This is a genomic window from Nocardia sp. CA-119907, assembly GCF_050955995.1.
Taxonomy (GTDB): Bacteria; Actinomycetota; Actinomycetes; order Mycobacteriales; family Mycobacteriaceae; genus Nocardia.
Window position 1 is genome coordinate 973,121 of the sequence record NZ_CP192091.1, and the last position, 13,953, is coordinate 987,073.

General features: G+C 64.2%; 16 protein-coding genes and 4 tRNA genes. 17 read left to right on the forward strand and 3 right to left on the reverse strand.

What is annotated here, in order from left to right; genetic code table 11:
• Positions 1-101: 101 nt before the first annotated feature.
• A complete protein-coding gene (htpX, locus tag ACQP2D_RS04645) occupies positions 102-983 on the forward strand; it encodes a zinc metalloprotease HtpX (protein WP_433682488.1) in 882 nt (293 codons plus the stop codon).
• A 45-nt stretch (positions 984-1,028) separates the two neighbouring features.
• Here htpX and ACQP2D_RS04650 read toward each other — a convergent pair whose 3' ends face one another.
• Positions 1,029-1,493 (reverse strand): MarR family winged helix-turn-helix transcriptional regulator, encoded by a 465-nt coding sequence (locus ACQP2D_RS04650; protein WP_433682489.1) that lies wholly within the window; start codon positions 1,491-1,493, stop codon positions 1,029-1,031.
• Positions 1,494-1,619: 126 nt separating this feature from the next.
• Between ACQP2D_RS04650 and ACQP2D_RS04655 the strand changes: the two genes are divergently transcribed.
• A complete protein-coding gene (locus ACQP2D_RS04655; RefSeq protein WP_433682490.1) occupies positions 1,620-2,228 on the forward strand; it encodes a hemerythrin domain-containing protein in 609 nt (202 codons plus the stop codon).
• Here the strand turns inward: ACQP2D_RS04655 and ACQP2D_RS04660 are convergent.
• Positions 2,217-2,299, reverse strand: a tRNA-Tyr gene (locus tag ACQP2D_RS04660). The genes ACQP2D_RS04655 and ACQP2D_RS04660 overlap by 12 nt on opposite strands.
• A 204-nt stretch (positions 2,300-2,503) precedes the next feature.
• Here ACQP2D_RS04660 and ACQP2D_RS04665 point away from each other — a divergent pair.
• From ACQP2D_RS04665 to ACQP2D_RS04715, 11 genes are all read left to right on the forward strand, one after another.
• Positions 2,504-2,995 carry a YajQ family cyclic di-GMP-binding protein gene (locus ACQP2D_RS04665; protein ID WP_433682491.1) on the forward strand — a complete coding sequence of 164 codons (492 nt, stop codon included), beginning with the start codon at positions 2,504-2,506 and terminating at the stop codon, positions 2,993-2,995.
• Positions 2,996-3,173: 178 nt separating this feature from the next.
• A tRNA-Thr gene (locus ACQP2D_RS04670) sits at positions 3,174-3,246 on the forward strand.
• A gap of 91 nt (positions 3,247-3,337) precedes the next feature.
• Positions 3,338-3,413 (forward strand) — tRNA-Met (locus ACQP2D_RS04675).
• Positions 3,414-3,455: 42 nt separating this feature from the next.
• Positions 3,456-3,626 (forward strand): 50S ribosomal protein L33, encoded by a 171-nt coding sequence (rpmG, locus tag ACQP2D_RS04680; protein ID WP_011211653.1) that lies wholly within the window; start codon positions 3,456-3,458, stop codon positions 3,624-3,626.
• A gap of 261 nt (positions 3,627-3,887) precedes the next feature.
• Positions 3,888-4,949, forward strand: a complete 1,062-nt coding sequence (locus tag ACQP2D_RS04685) for a fused (3R)-hydroxyacyl-ACP dehydratase subunits HadA/HadB (RefSeq protein WP_433685529.1) — start codon at positions 3,888-3,890, stop codon at positions 4,947-4,949.
• Positions 4,950-5,181: 232 nt separating this feature from the next.
• Positions 5,182-5,254: transfer RNA gene (locus tag ACQP2D_RS04690), tRNA-Trp, on the forward strand.
• 29 nt (positions 5,255-5,283) lie between these two features.
• Entirely contained in the window at positions 5,284-5,682 is a 399-nt protein-coding gene (secE, locus tag ACQP2D_RS04695; protein WP_433682492.1) for a preprotein translocase subunit SecE, read from the forward strand.
• 142 nt (positions 5,683-5,824) lie between these two features.
• Positions 5,825-6,604, forward strand: a complete 780-nt coding sequence (gene nusG / locus ACQP2D_RS04700; protein WP_433685531.1) for a transcription termination/antitermination protein NusG — start codon at positions 5,825-5,827, stop codon at positions 6,602-6,604.
• A gap of 111 nt (positions 6,605-6,715) precedes the next feature.
• Entirely contained in the window at positions 6,716-7,150 is a 435-nt protein-coding gene (gene rplK / locus ACQP2D_RS04705; protein ID WP_355179587.1) for a 50S ribosomal protein L11, read from the forward strand.
• A 94-nt stretch (positions 7,151-7,244) separates the two neighbouring features.
• Positions 7,245-7,958 (forward strand): 50S ribosomal protein L1, encoded by a 714-nt coding sequence (rplA, locus tag ACQP2D_RS04710; protein ID WP_354960268.1) that lies wholly within the window; start codon positions 7,245-7,247, stop codon positions 7,956-7,958.
• Positions 7,959-8,135: 177 nt separating this feature from the next.
• Positions 8,136-8,669: an NADPH-dependent FMN reductase gene (locus ACQP2D_RS04715; RefSeq protein WP_433682493.1), complete on the forward strand. Its 534-nt coding sequence runs from the start codon at positions 8,136-8,138 to the stop codon at positions 8,667-8,669.
• A gap of 59 nt (positions 8,670-8,728) precedes the next feature.
• Here the strand turns inward: ACQP2D_RS04715 and ACQP2D_RS04720 are convergent, their stop codons facing one another.
• Positions 8,729-10,342: an MFS transporter gene (locus tag ACQP2D_RS04720; RefSeq protein WP_433682494.1), complete on the reverse strand. Its 1,614-nt coding sequence runs from the start codon at positions 10,340-10,342 to the stop codon at positions 8,729-8,731.
• 428 nt (positions 10,343-10,770) lie between these two features.
• Between ACQP2D_RS04720 and rplJ the strand changes: the two genes are divergently transcribed.
• The 4 genes from rplJ (at position 10,771) to ACQP2D_RS04740 (ending at position 13,913) form a co-directional block, all read left to right on the forward strand.
• Positions 10,771-11,307, forward strand: a complete 537-nt coding sequence (gene rplJ, locus ACQP2D_RS04725; protein ID WP_354961082.1) for a 50S ribosomal protein L10 — start codon at positions 10,771-10,773, stop codon at positions 11,305-11,307.
• 67 nt (positions 11,308-11,374) lie between these two features.
• Entirely contained in the window at positions 11,375-11,755 is a 381-nt protein-coding gene (gene rplL, locus ACQP2D_RS04730; RefSeq protein ID WP_433682495.1) for a 50S ribosomal protein L7/L12, read from the forward strand.
• Between the two features lie 275 nt (positions 11,756-12,030).
• The gene (locus tag ACQP2D_RS04735; RefSeq protein WP_433682496.1) at positions 12,031-13,107 is read left to right on the forward strand and encodes an ABC transporter ATP-binding protein; all 1,077 of its coding nucleotides are present in this window, start codon (positions 12,031-12,033) and stop codon (positions 13,105-13,107) included.
• A 98-nt stretch (positions 13,108-13,205) separates the two neighbouring features.
• Positions 13,206-13,913, forward strand: a complete 708-nt coding sequence (locus ACQP2D_RS04740; RefSeq protein ID WP_354961092.1) for an MlaE family ABC transporter permease — start codon at positions 13,206-13,208, stop codon at positions 13,911-13,913.
• Positions 13,914-13,953 lie beyond the last annotated feature (40 nt).

A 13,953-nucleotide genomic window follows, 5' to 3' on the forward strand; every position in this document is an offset into this window, starting at 1 on the left:
CCGGCACGCCGGACTCGATCACACCCGGAACTTTGCCCGTGATCTCTATCGTTGATCTGCCGTAAGACACTCAACGAACGGGGGAGTGGGCAAGGAGACCTATGCACACGCACGGGTATGCGAATGGGCTGAAGACGTTCGGGCTCATGGTCGGCCTCTCGGCCTTGATCGTGCTCGCCGGAGCGATGTTCCGCAGCCCGACCATTCTCTTCTTGGCGATCCTGCTCGCGGTGGGTATGAACGCCTACGCCTATTTCAACAGCGACAAGATCGCGCTCAAGGCCATGCACGCGCAGCCGGTGAGCGAGCTGGAGGCCCCGGCCATCTATCGCATCGTGCGTGAGCTCGCGACCACGGCGCGCCAGCCGATGCCCCGGCTCTACATCAGCCCGACCAACGCGCCCAATGCCTTCGCGACCGGCCGCAGTCCGCGCCATGCCGCTGTCTGCTGTACCAGCGGCATCCTGCAGATCCTCGACGAGCGCGAGCTACGCGCGGTGCTCGGCCATGAGCTATCGCACGTCTACAACCGCGACATTCTGATCTCTTCGATCGCGGGCGCACTGGCCGCGGTCATCTCCGGCCTGGCCAATCTGGCCTTCTTCGCATCGATGTTCGGCGGCAATCGCGACGGCGAGGGCCCCAATATCCTCGGCGTCATCCTGGTGACGCTGCTCGGCCCGATCGCCGCGACCCTGGTCAAATTGGCGGTCTCCCGCTCGCGTGAATACCAGGCCGATCAGTCCGGCGCCGAGCTGACCGGCGACCCGCTCGCGCTGGCCTCGGCCCTGCGCAAGCTGGAGCGCGGCGTACAGGCCGCACCGCTGCCCCCGGAACCGCAGCTGACCGCCCAGTCGCACCTGATGATCGCCAACCCCTTCCGCACCGGTGAGCGCGCGGCCCGCCTGTTCTCCACCCACCCCCCGATGGCCGACCGCATCGCCCGCCTCGAGGAAATGGCGGGCGGTCCCCGCCGCTACTGAGCCGCCCGCCACCACTGATACACGGGCGCCGGGATGCCAAGGCGCTCAATCATGTTCGGCCGCCAGCTCCTGCTCGTAGGCCCGCAGCGTCGCGACGAACAGCCGCCGCTGCTCGGCATCCAGTGGTTCGAGCACCTTCCGCCAGGCCCGCGCGCTGCCGCCGAGCCAGGCGTTGACCGACTTCTCGTGCGCCGCCGCGATAGCAACGATGGTGCGGCGCCGGTCTTTTTCATCCGAGCGCCGCTCCAGCACACCCTGACGACTCAGATCGCCCACCATCAGGCTGACCGTCGTCGGCGCCACCTCCAGCCGCGCCGCCAGATCGTTCACCGTCATCGGTCCCTCGAACACCAGATTCGCCAGCAATGACAGATGTCGCGGCGCGAGCGAAAACGATTGCAGCTCTGCGGGAACCCGCATCTTCTTGGCTCGCCCCACCACTCGGGGCATGAGCAGCAGCAGGCTCCGAACGCCCTCTTCCACCCCGATGCCAGGCACGTCCGTTGACATCTACTGCACCTCCCAAATAATCTTTGCATACAAAGTATTTCTGCTTGCAAAGCAAAATCTGCTGTCTCCGGCAAGGCTAGTACCGGCGATCGCCGATATACCCGGTGATCTGGAAGGACGCACGACATGACCGATTCACGGCCGAGTTCGGCATCGGATTTCAATGCCGCGACCACTGGTCCCGGCGGTGCGGTGCCCGAGCAGCCGGTGCGCCGTGCCGCCGCCATCGGCGATCATCTGCGCACCGTGCACGAGCAGTTGCGCCGTGATCTCGCGACGGTCCGCGCCCAGCTCGACCAGCTCCATAATGGAAGTGAAATCCCGAGTCTGCCGGCCGATCTGCGCAGTCACTGCATCGCATTCTGTGGCGCGCTTCACGAACATCACAGCAGTGAGGACGGTGTCTTTCCGGCGCTGGCCCGACAGCACCCGGAACTGGCTCCGGTGGTCGAGCGGCTGCAGCGTGAACACGGTGTCGTCGCCGCGGCGCTCACCGAGCTACAGCAACTGCTCGACGGTGCCGATCCCGGCCGTCTGCGCACCGAATTCGATCGGCTCGCAGGTGAATTGAAAACCCATTTCCGCTACGAGGAGGACGAGCTCGTCGCGACCCTGAATGCGACCGATCCGGCCGCACTTCGACAGCCGACCCTTTGTGAATTGATCTCGTGCGGCGGAAAAGAGAAACCCCCGCCGATCATTTGGATCGACGGGGGCTTTCGGTGGCAGGTGTAGGATTCGAACCTACGTAGGCTTTCACCGACAGATTTACAGTCTGCTCCCATTGGCCGCTCGGGCAACCTGCCGTCGCGCTTCTCGGCGCGCAGTGCAGCTTACAACGAACCCGCACCCATAATGCAAACCGGCTGGCCATCGGCCATGCGACGGGACTACGGTCGCGCCGCGGGGTAGAACTGACCGTGACCGGAACAGCCGGTCCGTAGCGACTGCTCGCAGGTCGCTCGAAAGGGTCTGTCAAGACCGTTGGACCGCCAGGACAGGAGCGAAGTGTGGCCGATTCGTCTTTCGATGTTGTCAGCAAGGTCGACCGTCAGGAGGTCGACAACGCGCTGCATCAGGCGGAGAAGGAGCTGAACACCCGCTACGACTTCCGTGGCACCGGCGCGACCATCGAATGGTCCGGTGAGGACAAGATCGTGCTGACCGCCGAGGCCGAGGAGCGGGTCAAAGCGGCGCTGGATGTGTTCAAGGAAAAGCTGATCCGCCGCGATATTTCGCTCAAGGCATTCGACGCCGGTGAGCCAGCCGCCTCGGGTAAGACCTACAAAATCACCGGCACCCTGGTGCAGGGCATCGACACCGAACATGCGAAGAAGATTTCCAAGAAGATCCGCGATGAGGGCCCCAAGGGTGTCAAGGCGCAGATCCAGGGTGATGAACTCCGCGTCTCCAGCAAGAAGCGCGACGATCTGCAGGCGGTGATCTCGTTGCTGAAGGGTGAGGACTTCGGCATCGCACTGCAGTTCGTCAATTACCGGTAGGGCGCCGTGGCTGATCCTTTCGAGCGACCTGCAAGCAGTCGCTAGCGGCCGCTCGACGGGTGGCCACAAACCGGCTCTGACCACCCGGTTTGGAACTGTGACCGGTGAGTGTGTAACCTCGTTCAAGACTTCGCCGCGCCGGGGTCGTGATCAAAGATCACGGTGCGGAGCTAGTCATGCCCCCTTAGCTCAGTCGGCAGAGCGTTTCCATGGTAAGGAAAAGGTCAACGGTTCGATTCCGTTAGGGGGCTCGCCGGATTGCCGGTGGTGACCGACTCGGCATCGCTACACCCTCCACTTTGTGGAGCCGGGCGCGGCATCACCAAGGCAATGCGACCCCGTGGCGGTGTAGCTCAGTCGGTAGAGCAAACGACTCATAATCGTTGTGTCGCCGGTTCAAGTCCGGCCATCGCTACCAAAGACCGATCAGACCATCTGGTTGACCGAAAGAAGGAATATCGTGGCCGCGAAGTCCACCGATGTCCGGCCAAAGATCACCTTGGCCTGCGAGCAGTGCAAGCACCGCAACTACATCACCAAGAAGAACCGGCGCAACGACCCGGATCGGCTGGAGCTGAAGAAGTTCTGCCCGAACTGTGGCACGCACCGGGCGCACCGCGAATCCCGCTAGTCCACCACGCGTGCCGCTGCCGCGTTGATTGGCTTCCGGGTTTCGTCCCGGATTCTCGGGTCGTGACACTTGCGAGGGCCGGACATCATGTCCGGCCCTGACGTGTTTCACGCGCCGGACGGGGCACGAGCGAGCGTAGCGAGTGAGCAATAGACACAGCCGCCAATGCGGGCACGATAGCGCCGAGCGTTCGCGAGGCGCAGTCGTGAACGCTCGTCGACTCCGGTTGCGGGGTCAGATAGGTACAGTCCTCCCGTGACAATCAACACCGGTACAGACGAAGCGGTCGCAATGGACGAAGAACTCGACCCTGCGGCGCACGCCGCGGCGATGGTCGGTCATCACTACCGCGTCGACGACTATTACGAGGTCGGCCGCGAGAAGGTGCGTGAATACGCCCGCGCCGTACAGGACTATCACCCGGTGCACTGGGATGAGGATGCCGCGCAGGAGTACGGCTACGACGGCCTGCTCGCCCCGCTGACCTTCATTTCCCTGGTCGGAATTCTGGCCCAGCGCAAGCTCTTCGAGCAGATCGTCACCGGTTACGACCTGAGCCAGATCATGCAGACCGATCAGATCCTGGAATTCCATCGGCCGATCAAGGTCGGCGACCAACTGGTCTGCGATGTCTACCTGCACTCGTTCCGGCAGGCCTTCGGCGGCGACATCATCGTCACCAAGAACGTCGTCACCGCGCAGAACGACGAGATGGTGCTCACCACCTACACCACGCTGATCGGACGCAGCGGCGGCGATATCGACCCGAACCTGCAGGGCGCGGTCCGCAATGTGCTCATGCACGGCATCGGCGAGGACGCCCCCACCCATCACCCGCGCACCCTGGTCGCTCCCGCCGCGGCGCCGGTGCCGGTGGTGCCCGCGATCGCGCCGAGCAAGCATGCGCTCGAGTTCGAGAACATCGCGGTCGGCGACGAGCTGCCCCCGCGCACCGTCCGGTTGACGCGCGGCGATCTGGTGAACTACGCGGGCGTGTCCGGTGACGCGAATCCGATCCACTGGAGCGATGAGGTCGTCAAGCTGGTCGGCCTGGACAATGTGGTCGCGCACGGCATGCTCACCATGGGCCTCGGCGGCGGTTTCGTCACCTCCTGGCTCGGCGATCCCGGCGCGGTCAAGGAATACAACGTCCGCTTCACCAGTCCGGTGTACGTCGGCTCCGAGGAGCCCGCGGAGGTCGAGTTCACGGGTAAGGTGAAATCGGTGGATCCGGAGACCCGGACCGCGGTCGTCGCCATCGTGGCGAAGGCGGCGGGCAAGAAGATCTTCGGACGGGCTACGGCAACCGTGCAACTGGTCTGAGCTGGTCGGGTGACCCTGATTGGCAAATGCCGCGGGCGGTAACGTACACTCAGATTTCTGGGGTCACCAGCCGCTGCGCGCTGCTCTGCAAGGCTGGCTCCAGGTGGGTCCGTAGGGGATTCACCACGGGGTCGGCAACTGCCGGAGTGGCGCGCGTGTTGTGTGACACCAGAGAGCAAGAACGACAACTGAACACAGAACAGTGGTCGGACAGCTGTGATCGTCCGACCAAAGGGGCGTAGCTCAATTGGCAGAGCAGCGGTCTCCAAAACCGCAGGTTGCAGGTTCAAGTCCTGTCGCCCCTGCCCTGGATGCCAGCGACGAAAGGATCGACGTGGTCGACGAGCGGGATACTCGCCACGGCGCGCATGCTGCCGAGGATGGCGACGACACCGCCGCCATGGCTCGGCCGAGCGGCAAGCGGTCCGCCCGGCGGGGTCGCTCTGCGTCGCAGGCCGATACGGGTTCGGTCGCCACGATCGACCGGCCCACAGTGGCCAAGGCAGCCAAGAAGACCGATCGGGCCGAGCGCAAGAAGACGGGTAACCCGTTCAAGCGTTTGATCAAGTTCCTGCGCGAAGTTGTCGCGGAACTGCGCAAGGTGATCTGGCCCAACCGGAAGCAAATGGTCACCTATACGAGCGTTGTTCTGGTGTTCGTGATCTTCATGGTCGCGTTCATCAGCGGATTGGATGTGGCGTTCATCAAGGGTGTCAGCTGGCTGTTCGGCTAGCTGATCACCGCTAGCGACCGCTTGCAGGGCGCTCGAAACGATCTGCCGACGCCGGTAGCCGATCCCGGGGCGGTGCGCGTCACAGCGCGCCCGGCCCGGTACGCAAAGGATGTACGTGACGACACAGGAAGCGAGTGCCCCAGTGAGCACCCCGGAGAACGACACAACCGACGAGTTCCCGGTCGACGACGCGGTGCAGACCGTCGAGGAGTCTGCGGCCGTCGAGGAAGCTGTGGTCGACGAATCCGACGCCGCTGACGCCGAAGTTGTCGAGGCTGCTCCTGTCGATGCCGAACCCGCTGATCCGGTCGCCGAGATGAAGGCCGCGCTGCGGCGCGCCCCCGGTGATTGGTACGTGATCCACTCGTACGCCGGTTACGAGAACAAGGTGAAGGCCAACCTCGAAACCCGCGTGCAGAACCTGGACCTCGAGGACTACATCTTCCAGGTCGAGGTGCCGACCGAAGAGGTCACCGAGATCAAAAACGGCCAGCGCAAGCACGTCAACCGCAAGGTGCTGCCCGGCTACATCCTGGTCCGGATGGAGCTCAACGACGAGTCGTGGGGCGCGGTGCGCAACACCCCCGGTGTCACCGGTTTCGTCGGCGCCACCTCGCGCCCGTCGCCGCTTTCCATCGATGACGTGGTGAAGTTCCTGGTCCCGGCCGCCCAGCAGCAGAAGAAGCCCGCTGCCGAGGCCGCCGCGGCGACCGCGGCCGCCACCGACATCGCACCCAAGCCGGTCATCGAGGTCGACTTCGAGGTCGGCGAGTCGGTGACCGTGATGGACGGCCCGTTCGCGACGCTGCCCGCCAGCATTTCCGAGGTCAACGCCGAGCAGCAGAAGCTCAAGGTGCTCGTGTCGATCTTCGGTCGCGAGACTCCGGTCGAGCTGGCGTTCACTCAGGTCGCGAAGATCTAGACCAACTCTGCCGCCCCGGCGACGGGACGACGGAATGGATCGGCCCGGACCACGGGTTGATTCACCTTGGACTTGCAAAGAGCAAGGAAAACAAACACCTAGGAAAGAAAGATGCCCCCCAAGAAGAAGAAGCTCGCCGGGATCATCAAGCTTCAGATCCAGGCCGGCCAGGCGAACCCGGCCCCTCCGGTCGGCCCCGCGCTCGGTCAGCACGGCGTCAACATCATGGAGTTCTGCAAGGCGTACAACGCCGCGACCGAATCGCAGCGTGGCAACGTCATTCCGGTCGAGATCTCGGTGTACGAGGACCGGACCTTCGACTTCAAGCTGAAGACCCCGCCCGCCGCTCGGCTGCTGCTCAAGGCCGCCGGTGTGCAGAAGGGCTCGGCCGAGCCGCACAAGACCAAGGTCGCGAAGGTCACCATGGACCAGGTCCGGGAGATCGCCAAGACCAAGCAGGAAGATCTGAACGCCAAGGACATCGACCAGGCGGCCAAGATCATCGCGGGTACCGCTCGCTCGATGGGTATCACCGTCGAGGGCTGAGTTCCCGTAATCCCGGACCAGCTGCCGGGACCCACGTGGGAGGGCCTGCCAGGCCCGGCAACCACATCTGAACACCGATAAGGACACAGACAAAATGGCAAAACGAAGCAAGGCGTATCTCGCCGCGGCCGAGAAGGTCGATCGCACTCAGCTCTACTCCCCGCTGGCCGCCGCGCGCCTGGCGAAGGAGACCGCAACCACCAAGACCGATGCGACCGTCGAGGTCGCCGTTCGTCTCGGTGTGGATCCCCGCAAGGCCGACCAGATGGTCCGCGGCACGGTCAACCTGCCGCACGGCACCGGTAAGACCGCCCGCGTCATCGTGTTCGCGGCCGGTGAGAAGGCCGCCGAGGCCGAGGCCGCCGGTGCGGACGCGGTCGGCGCCGAGGATCTGATCGAGCGGATCCAGGGCGGCTGGCTGGACTTCGACGCCGCGATCGCCACCCCGGACCAGATGGCCAAGGTCGGCCGGATCGCGCGTGTCCTGGGCCCGCGCGGCCTGATGCCGAACCCGAAGACGGGCACGGTCACCAACGATGTGACCAAGGCCGTCAACGACATCAAGGGCGGCAAGATCAACTTCCGCGTCGACAAGCAGGCCAACCTGCACTTCGTCATCGGCAAGGCGTCCTTCGATGATGCCAAGCTGGTGGAGAACTACGGTGCCGCGCTGGATGAGATCCTGCGTGCCAAGCCGTCGACCGCCAAGGGCCGCTACGTCAAGAAGGTGACGGTCTCGACGAACACCGGACCGGGCATCCCGGTGGACCCGAACCGCACCCGCAACCTCCTCGACGAGGATGCGTAAGTAGCACCCGAGCTTTCGGTAGCTCACCGCGAAGGCTGAACTACCGCAGGAAGCTGAGCAGTACCGCAGAGGGCGGGAACGCGAATCGCGTTCCCGCCCTCTGCGCGTTGCGGATGTCGCTCCAGTGGAAGCACCGCCGACCGGACTAATTCGCGCGCGGCGGAGGTTGCCCCTGGGGTGACCGCCGTTCTGCTCATTTCCGGAAGCACGCGTAGTGCTTCGACCAATACCGCCGCACTGCGCACCGTGGCGGCGATCGCACCGGAGGGCGTCGAGACCTTCTGGTACGAGGGCCTCGCCGACCTTCCGGCATTCAGTCCCGATGATGACGGAACCGGCCATCGGTCGGTTGTCGCACTGCGCGAACACATTTCGCGTGCCGACGCGGTACTGCTCTGCACACCCGAATACGCGGGCACCCTCCCCGGCAGCTTCAAGAACCTGCTGGATTGGACCGTCGGCACCGCCGACCTCTACGAAAAGCCAACGGCCTTCCTCAATGTCGCGGCCCGGGGCCGTGGTGAAGGCGCGGCCACCACGCTGACCACGGTGCTGGGCTACGTCGGCGCCATCGTCGATCCGGACACCTGCGCCAGACTCCCCGTGGCTCGCGATGCCGTCGACGTCGACGGCCTGGTCACCACACCCGAATTCCGCACCGGCGCACTCGCGGCACTTGCGCGCCTGGTTCGCCAGGCGACCCCCGCCTGACCCATCGCCGAGGCGAGTCGAATGGTGAGTTCGCACCACCATTCGACTCGCCTCGATGGTCAGTTGTCCCGGGACTCGGTGGATTTGCGCCAGCCGAGCAGCACCGACTCGCCCTCCTGCGCACCCCACGGCAGGAAGATGGCGACGATCAGCGCGCACACCACGACCGCGCCCGCGGCCACCAGTGATGCGGCGTGTGACCCCTGCAGGGCGGCGGTTTTCATCGCGGTGATGAGGCTTTCGCGCTGGGCGGCGAAGAACGGCGCGAGTTCTCGTTTGCGCATCTCCAGCACACTGAGCGGACTGGCCTTGACCAGACTGCGCTCGTCGGAGTTCATCATCCCGGCGGGTACCCGATCGATCAGCGGTGCGACGCGAGTTGTGTAGTAGGAGGCCACAATCGAGCCGAGCACCGCGACGCCGAGTGTGCCGCCGATTTCGCGAGTGGTGTCATTGACCGCCGAACCCGCCCCCGCTTCATCGAGCGGCAGCGACGACATGATGGATTCGGTGGCCGGGCCCTGCACGATGGCCAGGCCGAGCGCCATCGACACCATGGACGGCAGTACATCGGTGACGTAACTGCTGTCCACTGTCACCTGACCACCCAGGTACAACCCCGATCCGGTGAGCAGTAGCCCGAATACGATCACCGGCGTGGTTCCGACCCGCGTGGCCAGCAGCGTCGCGATCGGTGCGCCGATCGCGACCGAGAACGCGAACGGCAGTGAGGCGATACCGAATTCGAGCGGGGTGTACTCGCGGATGCCTTGGAAGTACTGGGTAATGAGGAACAAGAATCCGAACATCGAGAAGTAGCCGACCGCAATTGCCAAGGCGGGCATGGAGAATCGGCGATTGCGGAACAGCCGCATATCGAGAATCGGCGCGCTGGTACGCAATTCCCACGTGATGAAGGCGGCGAGCAGGACAATGCCGAGCGCGGCGACGCTGAGGGTGGTCGTCGACAGCCAGCCGTAGCGCGGCGCCTCGATAATGGCCCACACCAACAGCGTGATGCCCGCGATCGATAGCGCGATACCCGGCAGATCGAGCCGTCCCACCTGGGTGGACCGCGATTCGGGGACCCAGATGCGGGTGGCGGCCACGGCGATGAGTGCCACCGGCACATTGATCCAGAAGACCGAATGCCAGGAAAAGTGTTCCAGCAGCCAGCCGCCCGAGATCGGCCCGATCGCGATGGCGAATCCGGCCATCGCGGTCCAGGCGGCGATGGCCAGTGCGCGCTCGCGTCTATCGGTGAAGACATTGATGATCAGCGCCAGCGTCGCGGGGAAGACGGCCGCGGCGAAGATGCCCATCGCGGCGCGGGCGGCGATGACGCTGCCCATGGACTCCGAGAGCGCGCCGCCGATCGACATCACGGCAACGCCGAGCAAACCGATGATCAGCATGCGGCGGCGTCCGTAGCGGTCGCCGAGATTGCCGAAGGCGAGCAACAGCCCGGCGAAGGTCAGGGTGTACGCGTCGACGACCCATTGCAGGCCGCTGACGCCGGTGGCCAACTCCACCCCGATCGAGGGGAGGGCCACGTTCACGATGGTGTTGTCGAGGACGACCAGCAGTTCCGCGAGGCAGATGACGGCCAGGGCGATGAAGCGCGTGGTGCGTCGTTCCAGCAGCACCGGTGGATCGACTATGGAGGTTGCCATAGTTCGGTAGTCAAGCAGTATCTGTCACTCTTGGTAACACTTGTTGCTGGCGACATCCGCCACATTCGCGTGTGAAATGTGAGGCGCGCCACAACAATTCGGTCGCGAAAGCGTCCCGTTCGCACCCGTTTTGGCAGATGAGGGCGGGTTCGGCTACTGTGGACGGAAGTAATCGACGAGTTCGATGACTACCCAATCCGTTCTACCGAAGACCGTTGGTCACTGCGCCCATTCGGGCGTGGTCGAAGGTTCGGCATCAAGCCGGCGGCCCACGCAGGGAGGACCGAGGCTGGGCATTGATCCGGTGCATGCCGGGTCGATCACCTGTTGCGCCCCGGAACGCTCTGCGTTCGGGGCGTTTGCTTTATCGCTGGCCCCTGGTACTCGGCAGTTCGAATACGAACCGACATCCAGAGAGGAGGCGAAGTATGGCAAAACCCGAGAAGGTCACCGCGGTCGAAGAGATCACGGAGCAGTTCAGGAGCTCAACGGCCACCGTCATCACGGAATACCGTGGTCTGTCGGTCGGTAAGCTCACCGATCTGCGTCGCGCGCTCGGCGAAGGCGCTACCTACTCCGTCGCCAAGAACACCCTGGTCAAGCGTGCGGCCGCCGAGGCGGGCGTCGTTGGCCTGGACGACTTGTTCGTCGGACCGACCGCCATCGCCTTCATCAAGGGCGAGCCGGTCGACGCCGCGAAGGCCATCAAGACCTTCGCCAAGGACAACAAGGCGCTCATCATCAAGGGCGGGTACATGGACGGCAACGCGCTGTCCGTTGCCGAGGTCGAGAAGATCGCCGACCTGGAGTCCCGCGAGGTGCTGCTGGCCAAGCTGGCCGGCGCCATGAAGGGCAACCTGGCGAAGGCTGCCGGTCTGTTCAACGCTCCCGCTTCGCAGGTGGCCCGCCTGGCCGCCGCCCTGCAGGAGAAGAAGCAGGCCGAAGGCGGAGCTGCCGCCGAGTAACACCCCCATGCGGGTGACTCGTTGCGGCTCGCCCTCATAGACAACCAACTACCGAAAGGAAACAACAATGGCCAACGTTGACGAACTGCTCGAGACCTTCGCCGGAATGACCCTGCTCGAGCTGTCGGACTTCGTCAAGAAGTTCGAGGAGAAGTTCGAGGTCACCGCGGCTGCTCCGGTCGCCGTCGCCGCCGTCGCCGGTGGTGCCGCTCCGGCCGAGGCCGCCGAGGAGCAGGACGAGTTCGACGTCATCCTCGAGGGTGCGGGCGAGAAGAAGATCCAGGTCATCAAGGTGGTCCGCGAGATCGTCTCCGGCCTGGGCCTGAAGGAAGCCAAGGACCTGGTCGAGAGTGCCCCGAAGCCGATCCTGGAGAAGGTCGCCAAGGAGGCCGCCGAGGCCGCCAAGGCGAAGCTGGAAGAGGCCGGCGCCAAGGTCTCGGTCAAGTAATTCACTTGACCCTGCCGAGCGACCCGCAAGGGGTCGCCACGGCTGTGTAGTCGAGCGGGCGGTCCCACTGGGGACCGCCCGTTTGCTTTGTCCCGAAGCACGCGACGGTATTGCGAATACTGAGAGTGATTCGGGGTTACTCTTCGGTCAGGTTAGGGTGTGCCGCGTCATGCTCATGGGATACAGTGACCGCACCCACTGTGACGCGACACACCGTGATACCCGATAGCGCGGTTCGCCGGTGGGCTGCTCGCTGAGAATTTGTGGAGGTTGGCGTGGGCGTCGAGGTCAGGACCGAAGGTGTTACCAAATCCTTCGGTTCCCAGCGTATTTGGCAGGACGTCTCATTGACGCTGCCCTCGGGTGAGGTCAGCGCGCTGCTCGGCCCCTCGGGTACCGGTAAATCCGTCTTTCTGAAGTCGTTGATCGGTCTGCTGCGTCCGGAGCGCGGTTCGATCTTCATCGACGGCACCGATATCACGACCTGCTCCAATAAGGAGCTCTACGAAATCCGCAAGCTGTTCGGTGTGCTGTTCCAGGACGGTGCGCTGTTCGGGTCGATGAACCTGTTCGACAATGTGGCCTTCCCGTTGCGTGAGCACACCAAGAAGTCCGAGTCCGACATCAAGAAGATCGTGATGGAGAAGCTCGAGCTGACCGGTCTGCTCGGTGCCGAGGGCAAGCTCCCGGGTGAGATCTCCGGTGGTATGCGCAAGCGCGCCGGTCTGGCGCGGGCTCTGGTGCTGGATCCGCAGATCATTCTGGTCGACGAGCCGGACTCGGGTCTGGATCCGGTGCGTACCTCGTATCTGTCGCAGTTGCTGATCGATATCAACGCTCAGATCGACGCGACGATCCTGATCGTGACCCACAACATCAACCTGGCTCGTACGGTGCCCGACAACATCGGGATGCTGTTCCGGCGTTCGCTGGTGATGTTCGGTCCGCGCGAGGTGCTGCTCACCTCCGAGGAGCCGGTGGTCAAGCAGTTCCTCAACGGTCGCATGATCGGCCCGATCGGCATGTCCGAGGAGAAGGACGAGGCCCAGATGGCGCGCGAGCAGGCGCTCGTGGACGCCGGTCACCACCACGGTGGTGCCGAGGAGGTCGAGGGCATCATCCCGCAGATGCGGGCGACGCCCGGTATGCCGGTACGCCAGGCCGTACTTCGCCGCCAGGCACGAGTTCGCGAAATCATGCACACCCTGCCGCATGCGGCCCAGGTGGCTATCCGCGAGTCACTTGATCAGAACGACGATACGCAGGTGATGGCGTACCAGAACGGCGACCAGGGTGGATACCAAGGTGGCTCGTTCGACACTACCGTGCGCCACAACACAACTAACGGGTAACATCTGCGATCGTGAATTCCACCCTGGCGCGATTGCGGACTCCTGTGGAGTCGGGGTTTGGCCAGGCCGGCAACATCTTTGCGCTGCTCATCGACGTTATGCGCAAGACGTTCAAACGGCCTTTCCAGTTGCGCGAATTCATCGAGCAGTCGTGGTTCATCGCGAGTGTCTCGATCTTGCCCAGCGCACTGGTCGCCATCCCGTTCGGTGCGGTTGTCGCGCTGCAGACCGGCTCCTTGATCAAACAACTAGGCGCCGAATCCTTTACCGGCGCAACCAGCGTGCTGGCTACCGTCCAGCAGGCCGCCCCCGTTGTCACCGCGTTGATCATCGCGGGCGCGGCCGGATCGGCGGTCGCCGCCGACCTCGGCTCGCGCACCATCCGTGAGGAGATCGACGCACTCGAGGTGCTCGGCGTCGATCCGGTGCAGAAGCTCGTTGTGCCGCGCGTACTCGGCATGATGCTGGTCGCGCTGCTGCTCAACGGCCTGGTGTCGGTGGTCGGCATCGCCGGTGGCTATTTCTTCAATGTCGGGCTGCAAGGCGGCACGCCCGGCGCCTACCTCGCTTCGTTCTCCGCACTGGCCCAGCTGCCTGACCTGTGGATCGGCGAAATCAAGGCCTTGATATTCGGTCTGCTCGCAGGCGTGATCGCCGCGTACAAGGGCTTGCATCCCAAAGGGGGCCCGAAAGGAGTCGGAGACGCGGTGAACCAATCCGTGGTTATCACCTTCATGGTGCTGTTCTTCGTGAACTTGATCCTCACCCTGGTGTATCTGCAAGTCGTCCCCGCCAAGGGCGCCTGACCCGTGGCCACCTCGTACCGCCCCCCGGTCCTGGCGAAGT

Coding starts and splice junctions, on each gene's coding strand:
- ACQP2D_RS04740 (WP_354961092.1), top strand. CDS start 13,206: ATGCGCAAGACGTTCAAACGGCCTTTCCAGTTGCGCGAATTCATCGAG.
- rplL (WP_433682495.1), top strand. CDS start 11,375: ATGGCCAACGTTGACGAACTGCTCGAGACCTTCGCCGGAATGACCCTG.
- ACQP2D_RS04720 (WP_433682494.1), bottom strand. CDS start 10,342: ATGGCAACCTCCATAGTCGATCCACCGGTGCTGCTGGAACGACGCACC.
- rplA (WP_354960268.1), top strand. CDS start 7,245: ATGGCAAAACGAAGCAAGGCGTATCTCGCCGCGGCCGAGAAGGTCGAT.
- rplK (WP_355179587.1), top strand. CDS start 6,716: ATGCCCCCCAAGAAGAAGAAGCTCGCCGGGATCATCAAGCTTCAGATC.
- ACQP2D_RS04650 (WP_433682489.1), bottom strand. CDS start 1,493: ATGTCAACGGACGTGCCTGGCATCGGGGTGGAAGAGGGCGTTCGGAGC.
- ACQP2D_RS04655 (WP_433682490.1), top strand. CDS start 1,620: ATGACCGATTCACGGCCGAGTTCGGCATCGGATTTCAATGCCGCGACC.
- htpX (WP_433682488.1), top strand. CDS start 102: ATGCACACGCACGGGTATGCGAATGGGCTGAAGACGTTCGGGCTCATG.
- rplJ (WP_354961082.1), top strand. CDS start 10,771: ATGGCAAAACCCGAGAAGGTCACCGCGGTCGAAGAGATCACGGAGCAG.